The following is a 17,297-nucleotide window of genomic DNA, read 5'->3' as shown; positions in this document are numbered from 1 at the left end:
CTTTCACAGAAATTGCGCCACGAAATGCACATAATTTAAGCAGCTTATGAACGGAGAGCCCAATGAAAATCGGTTGCCCCAAGGAAATCAAACCTCAGGAATTCCGCGTCGGGATGACGCCCAATGCCGCTCAGGAAGCGGTTGCACGCGGACACCGAGTCCTGATCGAATCCGGTGCAGGCATCGGCGCAGGTTTCGACAATGACGCCTATGTTGCAGCAGGCGCGCAAATCGTTGACACCGCAGAAGAGGTGTTTGCCACCGCTGACATGATCGTCAAGGTCAAGGAACCTCAGGCGGTTGAACGCAAGATGCTGCGTGAAGGGCAGTTGCTGTTCACCTATCTGCACCTGGCTCCGGACCCGGATCAGACGCACGACCTGCTGGAGTCGGGCTGTACCGCAATCGCCTATGAGACCGTAACGGATGCTAACGGCGGTCTGCCGCTGCTGGCACCCATGTCCGAGGTCGCCGGTCGGCTGGCACCTCAGGTTGGATCCTGGACCTTGCAGAAGGCAAATGGTGGCCGTGGGGTTCTGATGGGCGGCGTTCCCGGCGTTGGCCCGGCCAAAGTAGTTGTGATTGGCGGCGGCGTCGTCGGGACACATGCGGCCAAGATTGCCGCCGGAATGGGGGCTGATGTCACCGTTCTGGATCGGTCACTGCCGCGTCTTCGCTATCTGGACGATGTCTTTGGCGGAACTTTCAAGAACCAGTATTCGACAGCGGGCGCCACCGCTGAACTGATCCAGGACGCTGATATGGTCATCGGTGCTGTTCTGATCCCCGGCGCTGCCGCACCGAAACTGGTGTCGCGTGCTCAACTGTCGACGATGAAACCCGGCGCAGTACTGGTGGATGTCGCCATCGACCAAGGCGGGTGCTTTGAAACGTCAAAAGCCACTACCCATGCCGACCCGATCTACAATGTCGATGGTATCATGCACTACTGTGTGGCCAACATGCCGGGCGCTGTTGCGCGCACCTCGACCATCGCACTGGGCAATGCCACGATGCCGTTCATGCTGGCAAACTGACCTACTATGCCGTTGGCAAGGCCCTTGGCATCGACGTCGTTTCGCCAAATGTGGTGGTCAAATCGTAAGTAACTCCACTCCCGAAGTTGCCTGTTGACGGCAATTCTCAGGGTGGTGCGGTCGGTACCGAACCGACGGCTTTCACAAAAAAGGGCACCGCGTTTCTATGCGGTGCCCTTTTCGATACGCGGAAGGTATGAATGACTGCCAGATCATTGAGCGCCAGCCGTCACCCCTGTTTTTGAATTTCGACCGAATGTGGATACGGAATCGAAACACCTTTGGCGTCAAACGCCTCTTTCACCACTTTCGTAAGCTCGAACTTGACGTCCCAGTAATCGGCTGCCGCACACCATAGCCGCGCAGTCAGATCGACCGAGCTGTCACCGAGATTCGTGACCCGCACCCAGGGTTCAGGGTCGCTGTGAATTCGCTGGTCGGCCTTGGCCACATCCAGAATGATCTGCATGGCGGTATCTGCACTGTCCCCGTAATCAATTCCAAACACCAGATCGACACGCCGTGTGTCATGGGCTGAATAATTGGTTATGATCGACCCCCATGCCTGACCGTTTGGAACAATGATCTGAACGTTGTCGGGGGTCACAAGCTCGGTCGTGAACAGGCTCAGGTCCATAACGGTTCCTGCCGTGCCACCGATATCCACATACTGTCCAAGCTTGTAGGGCCGGAAAACCACCAACATCACACCGGCCGCAAGATCACTCAACGTACCCTGAAGTGCCAACCCGACAGCCAGCGAGGCAGCACCCAGAATAGCGACGATACTGGTGGCTTCTATCCCGAAGATCCCCAGAACGGCGACCAGAACTATGGCCAGAATTGCCCACTTGATCACACTGGCGGCAAAATTCCCAAGTGTCGGGTCGATCTGTGGTGTTTTGTTGATCCGGCGGCGTACAACACTCGCGATCGTTCGGGCGGCGATCCAACCCAAAACAAGAACGATCAGAGCTTTCGCTGCATTCAAGGCAATGGGCAAGTATAGATTGGCCATACCAATCGCCTGCTCGGCCAAGTCGGCGGTTTGTTCCATCTCGAATTTCCTCGTGTTTTCTGTTCGTCAATTCTCATAAAACAGGCTCCGCGATTGGTGCGGAGCCCGATGTCGCGACGAAACGACAGGCCTACTTCTTCAAAGCGTCCCGGATTTCCATCAGGATGTCCAATTCGCTAGGACCTGTGGGGGCTTCTTCAGCCGCTTCTTCCTCTGCTTCGGCAGCGTCTTTGACCTTGTTCACCATTTTTACCAGCATGAAGACAACCCAGGCGATGATCAAGAAATTGATGATCGCCATTATGAAAGCACCATAGGCAAAGACGGATGCGCCTGCTTCACGTGCCGCTTCAAGGCTGGCACCTTCGGCCACATCGCCTGCCAGAACGGCGTAGTTGTTCGTAAAGTCGATACCCCCTGTGAACAATCCAATAAGCGGATTGATCAGGTCGCCCACCAACGAGGTAACAATTGCGGTAAACGCGGCACCGATAATGATCCCGACCGCCATGTCCATGACATTGCCCTTGGCAATGAAAGTCTTGAATTCTTCCAGCATAGCATCCCTCTTGTTTTTTTAAGTCCACGCCTCTGTTCACGCATGAGCGCATAGGAATTGTGCGTTAAACGCATGAAGAAGGGTATGTTTTTTAGGGGAAAGCCACCCTACTTTTCCCCAAACGGCATTACTCAGGAGGTTTCATGTCTCAACTTACGCCTTTTTTCGTAACCGACAGATGGCCTGCGAAGGATCCCAGCATCCTTCAACTTTACTCCTATCCAACGCCAAACGGCGTAAAAGCCTCGATCATGCTTGAGGAAACCGGCCTGCCCTATGAGGCGCATCTGGTGACACTGGCAGATGCGGATGTCAAAAGCTCCGAGTTCCTGTCGCTGAACCCGAACAACAAGATCCCGGCGATAATCGACCCCGACGGTCCGGATGGCGTGCCGCTGGCCCTGTTCGAAAGCGGTGCCATCCTTCTGTATCTGGCCGAGAAAACAGGTAAGTTTCTTGGCCAAAACGCGGCAGACAAGCACCGGATCACACAATGGCTGATGTTTCAAATGGGCGGCATCGGGCCAATGTTTGGCCAGCTAGGCTTTTTCTACAAATTCGCAGGCAGCGCGATAGAAGATCCGCGCCCGCGCGAGCGTTACACCAACGAAGCCAAGCGCCTGCTGAACGTGGTGAATACGCAACTGGAAGGACAGGATTGGATCGCGGGCGAGTATTCCATCGCGGATATCGCTCTTGCTCCGTGGCTGAATGCACTGGATTTCTATGGTGCTAAGGATGTTGTTGACTGGGACGGTTATTCCAATGTCGTTGCTTATGTCGATCGTTTCTTCCAACGCCCAGCGGTTCAGCGCGGCAAAGCCATACCCGCACGAGACTGATAACAGTTAAAAGAAATGGGGCGCCAAACCGGCGCCCCTTTTATCGATCAGCCGGGCAGAGCGCCTGTCAGCACGTAACGTAGAATTTCGACCACCTGAACGGGTTCTTCCGCCACAGCCAACGCGGCGGCATCAACCTCTTTCAGCGCGTGCTGGTGATCCGGGCCATGCAGAACGATGATCGACTTGCCCAATGCTGCAGCATAACCCGCGTCAAAGGCGGCGTTCCACTGCTTGTATTTGTCGCCAAACCTGACGACGACAACATCCGCATCCGCAATCCCCTTGCGGGTCCGGATCGCATTGACCATCGCTCCCTTGTGGTCGTGCCAATACTTGTTCGGCTCGGCCCCAAGAATGGCCACACCACAATCATCACTGGCCGCGTGATCGGTTACAGGGCCGTTGAAGGTCACGTCCAAGCCTTGCGCCCCATCGATGATCTGTTCACGCCAGTCAGTGTGGATTTCTCCGGAAAGATAAACGTTCAGGCCCATGGCAAACTCCGCTGTTGTTTCCGACCAATTTAAGGGTCCCACACCCAAAGCCCAACGCGGATTCCGGAAAAACGCTTACATTTTACGAGCCACTAGGAATCGGCGAGCGTCACGTACGGGGAAACTGTCGCTCTCGATGATGCGGAACCCGGCGTGTTCAATGGCCGCATCAAGATCCGCCTCAGACAGGAATCGCACAAACGGAGCCTTACCAAAGAACTGCATGATCGGAAGCGCGAGACGAATAGCGTAATACTTCAGGCTCGCTCCGCTGGACGGTCGGCAAAATGTTTTCGAAATAAACAGTCCGCCGGGTCTAAGGACCGAATGTACTCGGCTCAATGTCAGATCCAGATCTTCGACCAGGTGCAAAAGATTGAATGCCAGCACCGCATCAAAAGAACCCTCAGGCGGTCGATTTGCATCAGCCTCGGTAAAGGTGACGTTTTCGATGCTTTGCGAAGCGGCGTTTCGACGTCCAACGGCCAACATACCGGGGGACACATCGGTTGCAGTGATAGATCCTACATATCCGGACAGCTTCAGCGCAGTCATGCCTGTGCCGCACCCAAGTTCCAGAACATCATCGGATTTCTTCAGGTAAGACGCTGTCCGTTCCAGCGTATGCTCGTACGAAGCCATGTCTTTTATGGGCGAGCGGGCATATTTCTCGGCCACTCCATCCCAGAATTTCGCAGTGGTGGTCATTGAGGAGTCTCCTTTCGGCGAGAATTTATTCATGCGCAGACCGAATATAAATTGCCGAATTTTGCAGGTTTACTATACATTTTTGTATGAATGATTTTGGCGATTTTGATTGGAACCACATCCGGGCCTTTCTGGCGACGGCTGAAACTGGGTCATTTTCCGCGGCGGCACGGCAGCTGCGGCAAACGCAGCCTACCCTGAGTCGCCAGATAGCAGCGCTTGAACAGGACTTGGGCGTGATGCTGTTTGAACGGGTTGGCAGAAGCCTTGAGATCACTCAGGCCGGATTGGAGCTGCTGGATCATACTCGCAAAATGGGGGACGTCGCCAACCGCATCGCGCTGACGGCATCCGGACAGGCACAATCCATTGAAGGCCGGGTTCGCATCACCGCCAGTGACGTGATGTCGGCCTATGTCTTGCCCGACCTGCTGCGCGAAATCCGGGCGCAAGCCCCGCGCCTGCGGATTGACGTGATTGCCTCAAACGATATTCAGGATCTTATGCGGCGCGAGGCAGATATCGCGATCCGCCATGTCCGTCCTGATCAACCCGACCTAATCGCCAAGCTGGTACAGGAGGCGTCGGGGCATTTCTATGCAACCACAGAGTATCTCAACCGTGCGGGACGCCCAAAATCAAAGCAGGACCTTTCACGGCATGAGTTCATCAGCTTTGGCGACAACAATCAGATGATCGCCTATCTGAAGCCGCTTGGCATTCACCTGACCAACGAGAATTTCCGGCTTGGGTCTCAGAACGGAATAGTGGCTTGGGAATACGCCAAACAAGGCTTTGGCATCGCGCCCATGTCGCAGACCGTCGGCGATGCGACACCAGGTATGGAGCGTGTATGCCCCGGGATGGAGGCTATCACATTTCCGATCTGGTTGACCACGCATCGCGAGTTGCACACCAGCCGCCGCATCCGGCTGGTCTATGACTTACTGACCAAGTTCCTGTCCAAATAAAAAACGCGCCCGAAGGTGCGCTTTCCATTGGAGCCTCAGAGCTCTAACCGCGCAGAACTCCGCCCGTCGCCTTGGCGACCTTGGCAATGATCTTCTCGGCCACGGCTTCGATGTCTTTTTCCTTCAGCGTCGCCTCGGTCGGTTGCAGGCGCACGGTAATGGCAAGAGACTTTTTACCTTCGCCAAGGCTGCCGCCGATGAATTCGTCAAAGACACGCACGCTCACGACCAGCGCCTTGTCGGCACCCGCGGCTGCGTTCACCAACGTCAGCGCTTCGACATCGGTATCGACGACAAAGGCAAAATCACGCTCGACCGCCTGCAAGTCGCGTAGTTCCAGCGCAGCGCGAGTGGCACCGGATTTGCGGGGCAAAGGCACTTCGTCCGGCCAGATGGTGAACGCCATTGCCGGACCTTTTATGTCCATCGCCTGCAAAACGCGCGGATGCAGCTCTCCGAAGACACCCAGTACTTTTTTCGGACCCAGACAGATTTTGCCATGGCGACCCGGATGCCACCATGGATCGCCGTCGCGCAAAATCTGAACCTTTTCGGGCGCACCAATGGCGGCCAGTACAGCCTCGACATCAGCCTTGGCATCGAACACATCCACCGGACGCGCAGCACCGTGCAAATCCTTGGGGCCCGAACGTCCTACCAGCAGGCCGGTGATCTGGGTTTTCTGATCGCCGGGCTCGCCATTGTGAAAGACCGGGCCGACCTCGAACAAGGCGACATCCGCGAAACCGCGCGCCTGATTGCGGGCCGCAGCCTGCAACAAGCCAGGCAGCAGATCGGGGCGCATATGGCTCATCTCGGATGAAATCGGGTTTTCGAGCATGGTTGTAGTATCGCCACCACCGAACAAAGCCGCCGAGGCCTGATCAATGAACGTATAACTGACGCATTCGTTGTAACCCAGCGCCGCGCAGGTACGGCGCGCCATGGACTGACGGCGTTGTGTCGGGGTCATTACCGGTTTCGGTATCCCCTCGGTCACGCGCGGCAGCGGCCTGCCTTGCAGCTTTGTCAAGGAAGCAATCCGCGCGACTTCTTCCACCAGATCGGCCTCGCCCAGGATATCCGGGCGCCAGCTGGGGACATGGGCCATCTCACCTTCCAGACGAAAGCCCAGACGGGTCAGGGTCTGTCGCTGTTCGCTTTCGGGAATATCCATCCCGACCAGAGACTGCACCTTTTCCGCATTCAGCTTGTAGGCGCGCGCATGGTTCGGTGCTTTGCCCGCCTCTACCACGTTGGAGGCTTCTCCGCCGCAGATATCCAGAATCATCTGGGTCGCGTGTTCCAGCCCCTCGCGGGTGTATTCCGGGTCGACACCGCGCTCGAACCGATAGCGCGCGTCGGAATTGATCTTGAGCGCACGGCCCGTCAGAGCGATCTGAACATGATCCCAGAACGCGCTTTCAAGGAAGACGTTTACCGTTTCCTCGGTACATCCGGTTTCCTCACCGCCCATGATGCCCGCAATCGACTCCGGACCTTTGTCATCCGAAATCACCATCATTCCGGGTTGCAGCGTGTATTCTTTTTCATCCAGCGCAACCAGCGTCTCGCCGCCTTTGGCGCGGTGCACCCGCAGGTTGCCCTGAACCTTGTCGGCGTCGAACACGTGCAGCGGGCGATTGTGATCGTAGGTCATATAATTGGTGATATCCACCAGCGCCGAGATAGGACGCAGACCTATGGCCTTCAACATATCCTGCAGCCATTGCGGGCTGGGGCCATTCTTCACGCCACGGATCAGACGGCCAGTGAAATGTGGCGCGCCATCCAGCGTGTCTTCGTCGATCGTCACCTTGATCGGGCAATCGAAATCACCCGGAACATGCGTATAGTCACGCTGCTTCAACGTGCCAATTCCACGCGCGGCCAGATCGCGCGCAATCCCTTCAACCCCCAGCGCATCCGGGCGGTTCGGAGTGATCGCGATTTCGATCATCGGGTCGACTTTGGAAGGGTCGTTTTCTGCAAGCCAGTCCACAAATGTATCACCCACTTCGCCCGAGGGCAGTTCGATGATGCCGTCATGTTCATCCGACAGTTCCAGCTCACGCTCGGACGCCATCATGCCAAAGCTTTCGACACCGCGGATCTTGCCGACGCTGATGGTCAGGTCTAGGCCAGGGATGTACATGCCCGGTTTGCAGACCACGACCGTGATCCCTTCACGCGCATTGGGAGCACCGCAAATGATCTGTAGCTCGCCCTCGTCTGTATCGACCTTGCAAACGCGCAGCTTGTCTGCGTCAGGGTGTTTTTCGGCGTGTTTCACACAGCCCAGCGTAAAGCCTGCCAGCCGTTCGGCCGGGTTCACGATCTCTTCGACCTCAAGCCCGAGATCGGTCAGCGCCTCGGCGATTTCATCAACCGAAGCATCAGTGTCGAGGTGGTCTTTCAGCCAGGACAGAGTGAATTTCATTGCACGGGGCCTTTTTTGGCAAACATTCAGTCGGCACAGGCAATGGCAAAGAATGCGCCGGGGTGCAAGCTCTGCGCGTCACGGATAGGTGGGGGTGCGGCCCAAAAGCTCATCCAGCTGCCATCCGATCCAGCCATGGGGGATGAAATGCCCACCGGGATGCGTGTCCAGCGTCACCAGCCCCTGCGCGCAATCGGTCCATTCCACTCGTCTGAGCGTCAGGAACGGTTCCACACTCCAATCACCGCGCGGAGTCGCTGCACCGCAGCCATATTTCTCACGCCACAGCGCCACCGGGTATGTCATGTCGCCACCCGGACCAAACGGGAAATCCATTACCGTGTCATCTGTCCCATGGACATGCCGCGCCTCTCGCGGGGCTTGCGGGCAGGTCTCGGTCTGGCGGAGTGTTCCCGCCACACCCAGCAGTGCCGCGATATCATCGCCGGTTTCGCAGACAAAGCGCCACGCCATCGCACTGCCAAAGGAATAGCCTGATACATAGATGCGGGTCGGGTCTATCGGATAGCGCCTGGCGATATCCTCAAGCACCCGGTCGGCAAAAGGCACATCATCCGAGCTTGCGGACCAGAAATCCCAGCTTTTGCCCAAACCGTTCGGGGCCACCAGCAGCACACCCCGACGCTTCGTGGCACCGGCAGAGGTGTTTCACCATCCCAGCCATCAGGTTCAAGAACGTGATACGAGCGGTCACCGAGATCACAGGCAATATCGCCGTGGCATTCGGTTTTCCAGGGACCCATGGCAAAGGCAGGCGAGGCCATCAGCAGGAGAAGGCAGAGCAATCGACAGATCATGCGCCCGACCCTAACGGGGCATTCCGCCCTGTCACTTAACATATCGGTGTGGTCCGAACGTAGGCCGGGCTTCAGCCCGGCACCCACCCATCGCACATGGCGGGCTGAAGCCCGCCCTACATAAGGTCAAAACATCAAGCCGCGCTATGAGCAGACCGCGGGATGGCGATCCTTGGGTTGTGGTGGGCAGTTTATGCGGGCCAAATCCGAGCGCTGTTCGAGCGTTGCACTGTCGGGGACAAATCGCCAACCCGTGCGGGTGGTCTGGCGATAGCGCGGTGGCCTATCGGCCTTTGCTCCGCGCCGGGACATCTAACTGCGTTTGCTAGCCAAAATCGCGAGGTCTAAATTGAAGCCCAGCTTTTCCCCGTTAAGTTCACTTCTCGCGGCGTTTACAGCAAGCTGAAAATCTCTGTTTGCTGCCCGAATTACATCTGAAAACTCATCGACACTAACATCGTCTGTTTCGTGCTTTTCGGACATTTTATTCGCGAGAATTGAAGCTGACTTGTATAGCGCCCACATTGCTGCCGCTGTTTTCTGGTCAGCAAAAATCAGAACTTCGTTTAAAGCTGATTTACAATCTGCAAATGCCTTGAGTTTATCATTTTGGCTCTCGTAAAGTCTTTGATTGACGATAAGATCGACGCTTTTGAGATAGCCCCGATAAACTGATCGCTCTTCTTCATCGATCTTAATGTCACGGTCTTTATCTTTTTGAATAGGGTAGATTTTCTTAGCGATGTGTAGTGCCGTTAGAGCCGCAACAAGCGCCGCTAGTAGAGTAAGGATCCCTTGTATAACTCGAGGGTCGAGACTTACGATCCAATGGAAATCACGGCACACGTTCTCGCACGCCGTGATCACCTCAATTTCGCTCACCGCGACAAACCACCATGCAGGTTCGGCATATCCAGCGCCGCGAACCCATAGTGGCGCAGCCAGCGCAGGTCAGAATCAAAGAACGCCCGCAAATCCGGAATGCCGTATTTCAGCATCGCCAGACGGTCGATGCCAATCCCGAATGCAAAACCCTGATAGACCTCGGGGTCGATCCCTCCAGCGGCGATCACCTTGGGGTGGACCATGCCGGAACCCAGAATCTCCATCCAGTCGTCGCCCTCGCCGATCTTCAGCTGACCGTTATCCCAGGAACAGCGGATATCGACCTCGGCCGATGGCTCGGTGAAGGGGAAATGCGAGGCGCGGAAGCGCAGTTCGACATCGTCGACCTCGAAGAACGCTTTCACGAATTCTTCCAGAACCCATTTCAGGTTCGCCATCGAGATGTCTTTGTCGATGGCCAGCCCTTCGACCTGATGGAACATCGGCGTGTGGGTCTGGTCGTAATCGGCGCGGTACACGCCGCCCGGACAGATCACGCGGATCGGCGCGCCCTGTTTTTCCATCGACCGGATCTGTACCGGCGAGGTATGGGTGCGCAGCACGTGCGGCGGGCGGTTATCACCCTCGGCGCGGTACATATAGAACGTGTCCATCTCGGCCCGTGCGGGGTGGTGACCGGGGATGTTCAGCGCGTCGAAATTGTACCAGTCGTCTTCAACACGCGGCCCTTCGGCCACCGAGAAGCCCAGTTCAGCAAAGATCGCGGTCAGTTCCTCGGTCGCCTGGCTGATCGGGTGGATTGACCCCTGACGGCGCGGGCGGGTCGGCAGGGTGACGTCCAGCCATTCGGTCCGCAGGCGCTCATCCAGTGCAACATCGGCCAGCGCGGCTTTTTTGGCGGACAGCGCCGAGTTAATCTCATCCTTCAGGGCATTCAGCGCCGGGCCTGCGACCTGACGTTCCTCGGGCGTCATCTTGCCCAGCTCGCGCATCTTCAACGCGACCTCGCCTTTTTTGCCAACAGCCGCGACGCGGATCGCCTCAAGCGCGTTTTCGTCGCCTGCCTCTGCGATTTGGCCCAGATACTTTGCCTTAAGATCGTCCATGACGGCCCTCTGAATTTGGTCGAGAACCTGCTATCGGCCCCGCCCCGCGAATGCAAGCGGGACGGTGCGCATCAATAGCTGTATTCGGGATAAATCCGGGTCAGGTCGCCATTCCAGTCGCCATTGTAGTGTTCCAGCAACTCATCTGCCGGAACCTTGCCGGTGTCGATGCTTTCCTTCAGCGCGTTCAGGAAATGCGTCTCATCCGGGACCAGCCCACCAGCACCGGGGCGCGCGCGGGCTTTCAGGCCCGCCTCGGAGATCGCCACGACTTCACGCGCCAGATCATGCATGTTGACGTTGCCAACCTGCGCCTGAAGCCCGTCTTTAGCCGCCGCAACACGCAGCCCCTCGCGCGTTTCGGCATCCCAGCCCTTGACCAGATCCCACGCCGCATCCAGCGCGGTTTGGTCATAGGTCAGCCCGACCCAGAAGGCCGGCAAGGCGCAAAGTCGTCGCCAAGGGCCACCATCCGCGCCGCGCATCTCCATGAACTTCTTGATCCGCGCCTCGGGGAAGGCCGTCGTCAGGTGATCGGCCCAATCCGACAGGGTCGGCGTTTCTCCCGGCAATGCAGGCAATTCACCCTTGAGGAAATCGCGGAACGACATGCCCAGCGCGTTGATGTACTGACCATTGCGGTAGACAAAATACATCGGAACATCGAGCGCGTATTGGACATAGCGTTCGAATCCAAAGCCATCCTCGAACACGAAGGGCAACATGCCCGTGCGCGCATCGTCCAGATGTCGCCAGATATGGCTGCGCCAGCTTTTCTGGCCGTTCACCTTGCCTTCGAAGAACGGAGAATTGGCAAACAGCGCCGTCGCCACCGGCTGCAACGCCAGCGCCACGCGCAGTTTCTGTACCATGTCGGCCTCGGACCCGAAGTCGATATTGACCTGAACGGTACACGTCCGCCGCATCATGGCGCGGCCCATGGTGCCGACTTTTTCCATATAATCGTTCATCAGCCGATACCGCCCCTTGGGCATCAGCGGCATCTGGTCATGCGTCCAGATCGGCGCCGCGCCCAGACCGATGAATCCCACGCCGATCTCATCGGCGATATCCTTCACCTCGCGCAGGTGAGTGTTCACCTCATCGCAGGTTTCATGGATCGTCTCCAGAGGGGCGCCCGACAGCTCCAGCGCGCCACCCGGTTCAAGGCTGACATTTGCGCCGTCCTTTTCCAGACCGATCAGATGACCGGATTCACGGACCTCTCCCCAGCCGTGGCGATCCCGCAACCCCTCCAACACGGCGACAATGGATCGCTTTCCTTCAAAAGGCAGAGGTTTCAGCGTGTCCTTGCAATAGCCGAATTTCTCATGCTCGGTGCCGATGCGCCAATCTTGCTTGGGTTTGCAACCCGATTCCAGATATTCGGCCAGTTGTTCATGGCGTTCGATCGGACCGCCGCCGGACTGAGGGATGGACATGAACCGTGCTCCGATCCTGCTGTGTCTGTTTTGAAGGTCAAGTGGTGGTCGTAAATGGCGCCAGTGTCAATGCAACGGCAAATGCGCCGGGCGCGACGGTGTACGTTCCCAGATAACGACCGGATGCTGCGATTTGCCGTTGAGTTCCGACAGCATTTGCTCGGTTTTGAGGCCCGGCAGGTTTGAGAATACGTCGAACAACGCCTCGGCTCCTTCTGCATTCACAGGAATGTGAAGCGCTGGCTGGCCCGGCTGATCCAGAACCCAATGTGCGGGGTCGGAGGTCGGGTCAAGGGCCAGACGCTCAATTTCGCGGGACGCGACGATGCCGCCATCCAAGGGACCCAGATAAGTGATCTGGCCTTCATCAATCGTCACGACACCTTGCCCACCCGCCCCTGTTCTGAAACGCGCGCGCTGAATGCCGATCACAGCCAAAGCCGCTGACACGACAATCAGAAACCAGCCTACCCAGGCCAACAGCCCACCCGGCCCGCTGATCCAGCTCAGACCAAGGATCAGGACAAAAGCCGCGACCAGAACCTCACGCCAACGCCAAAGCGCCAGTTTTGCTTCGGGTCGGATGAAACTCATGCCATCGCCTCAAACGAAAATGACACCGCATAGCGAACAAGCTTCAGGTTTGGCACGGCCTTTGCAGCCGATACTGTGCGTTTGTCGAAGTCGTGGGCGACAATGATGCCCCGGATTGACTCATCCTCACCTTCTTCCAAAAGATCGCCCATATAGCCCAAGATCTGAGCCACAACCTTTGGGTCCGTCCTTCCCGCTTTCAACTCAATAACTACTAAGCCGCCTTCTACATCTCGACACAAAATATCAATAAAACCAGAGACTACTGCGCGTTCGGCGCCATCATCAATGATTGACAGGCTTCCATCTAACAAAGAAATCTCTCGTCGCAGGGCAGACTGCATATCCCGCTCGAGCGCAAATCTCTGGCGCTCAGAGGTCAGAGCTTCTATTGGGGCGGCAGGATCGTTCGCGGGTGCCTCTTTGTTTTGCGAACTAGCTTCGCGCCGAAATCGAGCGTAACGCTGAACCGCGTTTTTGTAAGACTGAAGTCCATTTCGCAAATTGCCGTTTATTGGAATTCGAGAAGGGTTCTTTCGACCGCTGCGCTCGTCTGCGGTGGAATAATTCAAGCCTAAAACAACGTCCTGCAGCTTTCCAGCGTTAAAGGCATCATCTAATGAACCATAGTGCTCTTCCACTTTCTGCACACGATGAATCTGGGCGATACAGGTGTTTTCGGCATACCCTTCCGAAACAAGCCAATCATGATAATTTTTATCCATACCGATTCCTTAAGTCCAATCCCCCAATGCCTGCTGCCACATGGTCAACGCGGCCACCGCCGCTGTATCCGCCCGCAGAATACGCGGGCCAAGACTGACCACATGCGCATAGGGCAAAGCCGATAGCCGTGCGCGCTCAGCGTTGGAAAACCCGCCTTCCGGGCCGATGAGAATAGCCCAGGGGCGCCCTTTTTCATTCGCTGCCAGCCGCAGGGCCGAGCCGACTTCGGCCTCGTTGCAGAACATCAACTGCCGACCTTCAGGCCAGGTATTCAGCACACGCTCCAGCCGCTGAAGGTCTGCCACCTCGGGCACGTAGGTTCCACCGCATTGTTCAGCTGCTTCGACTGCATGAGCCTGAAGCCGGTCCTGCCGGATACGGTCTGCGTTGGTGAATTCGGTCTGAACTGGCAGGATGCGAGCCGCGCCCATTTCAGCGGCTTTTTCAACAATGAAATCGGTGCGCGCCTTTTTGATCGGCGCAAACAGGAACCACAGATCGGGGGGCAGCTGCAAAGGTTTGGTCTGCCTGATACAGTTTAGAGCGCCGCCACGTTTTCCGGACTCGGCCACCTCGGCCAGCCACTCTCCATCTTTGCCGTTAAACAGCGCCACTGCTCCGCCAACCGGCAGTCGCATGACGCCAAACAGATAGTGCGCCTGATCGCGCGTCAAAGGAACCGATTGCCCCTGACCCAAGGGCTGCTCTACATACAGTCTGATTTTCGCACTCATGAGACCTACATATGCAAGGCAATGCCCCAACACCAGATGGTCAAGTCGCCGATGCCGTCACCGGCAATTGGGTCGACACCCATGCCCCAGCCTTTGCCCGTCCGTATCTGCGCCTCAGCCGCGCGGACCGGCCCATCGGCACATGGCTGTTGCTGCTTCCATGTTGGTGGGGGCTGGCGCTGGCCATCCTGCATGACGGCCAACCGCGTTGGGAAGATCTGTGGATTGCCCTAGGCTGCGCATTCGGAGCCTTTTTGATGCGAGGTGCCGGTTGCACGTGGAATGACATTACAGACCGGGAATTCGACGCACAGGTTGAACGCACGCGCTCGCGCCCGATACCGTCGGGGCAAGTCAGTGTCCGGCAAGCTGCGGCCTGGATGATCCTGCAAAGTCTTCTGGCGCTTGGCATTCTGCTCAGCTTCAATCAGGCGGCCATTGCCATGGGTGTGTTATCTTTGCTGCCGGTGACCGTTTATCCGTTTGCCAAGCGGTTTACCTGGTGGCCTCAGGTTTTTCTGGGTCTGGCCTTCAACTGGGGCGCATTGCTGGCCTGGACGGCGCATAGCGGGTCGCTCGGCTGGCCTGCTGTCACGCTGTACCTGTCCGGCATCGCGTGGACCCTGTTCTATGACACGATCTATGCACATCAGGATACCGAGGATGATGAACTGGTCGGCATCAAATCCACCGCGCGCCTGTTCGGCACCGACACGGCGAAATGGCTGAAGTATTTTCTGGTCGCAACAGTATCGCTGATGGGACTGGCCATTATTGATGCCGGGGTGCCTGACGCGTCGATTCTGGCGTTGGGGATCGCGCTTTGCGGTCCCTGGGCCATGGGCTGGCACATGATGTGGCAATTGCGCGGGCTTGATACTGAAGACAACGCCAAGCTGCTGCTGCTGTTTCGGGCCAACCGCGATACCGGCTTTATTCCGCTGATCTTCCTCTGCGTCGCCTTGCTGCTCTGATTGCACCTGCTGAACGGGGCCTGTAAAGATCGGCGCAAACGCCTGAGGAGTGTCAAACCCAAACATGCGTCTGCCGTATTTTATTGCTGTTTCCCTGATCTTTCTCGTATCAGCTGGCCTGTCGCTTCTGGCAGCCAGCTATGCTGTTACCGAGATCGAAGAATCATCAGAACTGGCTGTACGGCGCTCGCTGGACCTAAAAGGACATGATTGGGCCGAGGTCGAGGCCGATGGTTTGCGGGTGGTCCTGACCGGTACAGCGCCGGATGAGGCGACCCGCTTTAACGCTCTGACCGCCGCGGGAACCGAAGTTGATACATCTCGCGTAATCGATGAAATGGAGGTTATCGCAACTTCTGCCCTCGCAGCACCGCGCTTTTCGGTAGAAATCCTGCGCAATGACAGTGGAATCTCGGTGATTGGTCTGATCCCGGCCAGTGAGAACAGGGACAAGCTGATCCAACGGCTGGGCAATCTGGACAGATCCGTTGCCGTGTCGGACCTGATGGAAACAGCGGATTATCCAAAGCCCAAAGGATGGGATGCCGCAATTTCTTACGCGTTAGAGGCCCTAACCCACCTGCCCCGCGCCAAAATTTCCGCCAACCCGGATTTGGTCAGGATCACGGCAATTGCCAACAGTCAGCAAGAAAAACAAAAACTGGAACGCGACCTGACCCGTACGGCACCGCCCAGCCTGCGGGTTGGGCTGGCAATTTCAGCACCTCGCCCGGTCGTCACGCCTTTTACTTTGCGTTACCTGATCGACGAAGGAGGTGGGCATTTTGACGCCTGTTCCGCCCAGGATGAGAAGGCACGTGACCGTATCGTGGCCGCCGCGAAAAACGCGGGGTTGACGGGGTCTTATTCCTGTACCGTCGCACTGGGCGAGCCGTCGCCACGCTGGCCAGAAGCAGCCGAGAAAAGCATTCAGGCGCTGTTCAGGATCGGCTGGGGTTCGGTCACCATGTCAGACGCAGACATTACCCTGATTGCTGCCGAGGGCACCGATCCTGCGGTGTTCGACCTGGTTGTGGGCGAGCTTGAAACCGAGCTGCCTGCGGTCTTCGCATTGCACGCCGTTTTGCCAGAGCCTGAGACAACAAACCCAAACGGCCCGGTCGAGTTCTCGGCCACCCGCAGCCCTGAAGGGCTGGTGCAATTGCGCGGACGGCTGGGTGATGAAACTCTGCGCGACATGGTCGACAGCTACGCGCGCGCGGCCTTTGGGTCCGATCAGGTTTACACCGCCACCCGCATCGTTTCGGATCTTCCGGCGGACTGGCCAGTACGTGTACTGGCCGGTCTGGAGGCTTTGGGTCAGCTCCACAACGGCGTATTGACCGTAACACCCGATACGGTCGAACTGATCGGCCTCAGCCACGAAGAAGACGCCAAGGCCCGTATCGCAGGTCAACTGTCCGACAAGCTGGGCGAGGGGCAGGAATACACCCTGACCATCACCTATCAGCCCCCACGGGAACCCGAGGACGCCCTGCCCGACCCGGAAGTCTGCGAGGCCCAGATCGCCGAAATTCAGGCCACCGGTAAGATCGCCTTTGAGCCCGGATCGGCCACGATTGCATCAGACTCGCGCGATGTGGTGAACCAGATTGCGGATATCCTGCGCGACTGCGGTCCGATCCGTATGGAGATTCAGGGCCACACTGACAGTCAGGGCCGGGAAGAGATGAACCAACAACTCAGCCAGGCGCGGGCACAATCCATTCTGAACGAATTGCGCGGGCGGCGCATTCCTACCAGCAGCTACACCGCTGTGGGATATGGGGAAACGCAACCCATCGCTGACAACGACACAGAAGAGGGCCGGGAAGAAAACCGCCGGATCGAGTTCCGTCTGATCCGCCCTGAGCCTGTTGCAAGTACCAAAACAGGGCTTGAAGCGCTTGAGACCGAGGCTGCGACATCCACAGAGGACCAAACCGACACGACCGCACCTGATGCGGATGCAAGGGACCAGTAAG

16 protein-coding genes and 1 pseudogene are annotated in these 17,297 nt (G+C 57.3%); 5 read left to right on the top strand and 12 right to left on the bottom strand.

Translation table 11 applies throughout. The features are described 5' to 3' along the window. Window positions 1–62 precede the first annotated feature (62 nt). A pseudogene (gene ald, locus ACR0NZ_RS08920) lies at window positions 63–1,105 on the top strand (alanine dehydrogenase). Window positions 1,106–1,266: 161 nt separating this feature from the next. Here ald and ACR0NZ_RS08915 read toward each other — a convergent pair. Both ACR0NZ_RS08915 and mscL read right to left on the bottom strand, forming a co-directional pair. Beyond that, on the bottom strand, window positions 1,267–2,055 hold the full coding sequence (locus ACR0NZ_RS08915; protein ID WP_480476890.1) for a mechanosensitive ion channel family protein: 789 nt from the start codon (window positions 2,053–2,055) through the stop codon (window positions 1,267–1,269). Window positions 2,056–2,185: 130 nt separating this feature from the next. After that, window positions 2,186–2,614: a large conductance mechanosensitive channel protein MscL gene (mscL, locus tag ACR0NZ_RS08910; RefSeq protein ID WP_480474950.1), complete on the bottom strand. Its 429-nt coding sequence runs from the start codon at window positions 2,612–2,614 to the stop codon at window positions 2,186–2,188. A 143-nt stretch (window positions 2,615–2,757) separates the two neighbouring features. Here mscL and ACR0NZ_RS08905 point away from each other — a divergent pair, with 143 nt between their 5' ends. Then, window positions 2,758–3,456 carry a glutathione S-transferase N-terminal domain-containing protein gene (locus tag ACR0NZ_RS08905; RefSeq protein ID WP_480474948.1) on the top strand — a complete coding sequence of 233 codons (699 nt, stop codon included), beginning with the start codon at window positions 2,758–2,760 and terminating at the stop codon, window positions 3,454–3,456. 47 nt (window positions 3,457–3,503) lie between these two features. On the opposite strand, the gene ACR0NZ_RS08900 is transcribed toward ACR0NZ_RS08905, so the two are convergent. Next, window positions 3,504–3,953 carry a YtoQ family protein gene (locus tag ACR0NZ_RS08900; RefSeq protein WP_480474946.1) on the bottom strand — a complete coding sequence of 150 codons (450 nt, stop codon included), beginning with the start codon at window positions 3,951–3,953 and terminating at the stop codon, window positions 3,504–3,506. Between the two features lie 75 nt (window positions 3,954–4,028). Next, a complete protein-coding gene (locus ACR0NZ_RS08895; RefSeq protein WP_480518342.1) occupies window positions 4,029–4,661 on the bottom strand; it encodes a class I SAM-dependent methyltransferase in 633 nt (210 codons plus the stop codon). Window positions 4,662–4,747: 86 nt separating this feature from the next. Between ACR0NZ_RS08895 and ACR0NZ_RS08890 the strand changes: the two genes are divergently transcribed. After that, complete coding sequence (locus ACR0NZ_RS08890; RefSeq protein WP_480518340.1) at window positions 4,748–5,632, top strand: LysR family transcriptional regulator; 885 nt, start codon at window positions 4,748–4,750, stop codon at window positions 5,630–5,632. A gap of 43 nt (window positions 5,633–5,675) precedes the next feature. On the opposite strand, the gene pheT is transcribed toward ACR0NZ_RS08890, so the two are convergent. The 8 genes from pheT to ACR0NZ_RS08850 form a co-directional block, all read right to left on the bottom strand. Further along, window positions 5,676–8,072, bottom strand: coding sequence for a phenylalanine--tRNA ligase subunit beta (gene pheT / locus ACR0NZ_RS08885; protein WP_480518338.1), 2,397 nt, complete (start codon window positions 8,070–8,072; stop codon window positions 5,676–5,678). A gap of 78 nt (window positions 8,073–8,150) precedes the next feature. Further along, window positions 8,151–8,708, bottom strand: coding sequence for a CE1 family esterase (locus tag ACR0NZ_RS08880; RefSeq protein WP_480518336.1), 558 nt, complete (start codon window positions 8,706–8,708; stop codon window positions 8,151–8,153). 494 nt (window positions 8,709–9,202) lie between these two features. Beyond that, window positions 9,203–9,772 carry a hypothetical protein gene (locus tag ACR0NZ_RS08875; protein ID WP_480518334.1) on the bottom strand — a complete coding sequence of 190 codons (570 nt, stop codon included), beginning with the start codon at window positions 9,770–9,772 and terminating at the stop codon, window positions 9,203–9,205. Beyond that, window positions 9,769–10,842 carry a phenylalanine--tRNA ligase subunit alpha gene (gene pheS / locus ACR0NZ_RS08870; protein ID WP_480518332.1) on the bottom strand — a complete coding sequence of 358 codons (1,074 nt, stop codon included), beginning with the start codon at window positions 10,840–10,842 and terminating at the stop codon, window positions 9,769–9,771. The genes ACR0NZ_RS08875 and pheS overlap by 4 nt, the downstream gene beginning before the upstream one ends. 71 nt (window positions 10,843–10,913) lie before the next feature. Continuing rightward, window positions 10,914–12,284 (bottom strand): glutamate--cysteine ligase, encoded by a 1,371-nt coding sequence (locus ACR0NZ_RS08865; RefSeq protein WP_480494383.1) that lies wholly within the window; start codon window positions 12,282–12,284, stop codon window positions 10,914–10,916. A 66-nt stretch (window positions 12,285–12,350) separates the two neighbouring features. Continuing rightward, complete coding sequence (locus ACR0NZ_RS08860) at window positions 12,351–12,878, bottom strand: hypothetical protein (RefSeq protein ID WP_480474930.1); 528 nt, start codon at window positions 12,876–12,878, stop codon at window positions 12,351–12,353. After that, window positions 12,875–13,603: an endonuclease NucS domain-containing protein gene (locus ACR0NZ_RS08855; RefSeq protein ID WP_480518330.1), complete on the bottom strand. Its 729-nt coding sequence runs from the start codon at window positions 13,601–13,603 to the stop codon at window positions 12,875–12,877. Before ACR0NZ_RS08855 ends, ACR0NZ_RS08860 begins: the two co-directional genes overlap by 4 nt. Before the next feature lie 9 nt (window positions 13,604–13,612). Continuing rightward, a complete protein-coding gene (locus ACR0NZ_RS08850; protein WP_480518328.1) occupies window positions 13,613–14,338 on the bottom strand; it encodes a 16S rRNA (uracil(1498)-N(3))-methyltransferase in 726 nt (241 codons plus the stop codon). An 11-nt stretch (window positions 14,339–14,349) separates the two neighbouring features. Between ACR0NZ_RS08850 and ubiA the strand changes: the two genes are divergently transcribed. Then, a complete protein-coding gene (ubiA, locus tag ACR0NZ_RS08845) occupies window positions 14,350–15,312 on the top strand; it encodes a 4-hydroxybenzoate octaprenyltransferase (protein ID WP_209598711.1) in 963 nt (320 codons plus the stop codon). A gap of 64 nt (window positions 15,313–15,376) precedes the next feature. Next, window positions 15,377–17,296, top strand: a complete 1,920-nt coding sequence (locus ACR0NZ_RS08840; RefSeq protein WP_480518326.1) for an OmpA family protein — start codon at window positions 15,377–15,379, stop codon at window positions 17,294–17,296. Window position 17,297 lies beyond the last annotated feature (1 nt).

It is taken from the genome of Ruegeria sp. AE3 (assembly GCF_056542225.1).
Note: the sequence above shows the minus strand (reverse complement) of the source record. Positions and strands in the feature narration are given on the sequence as shown.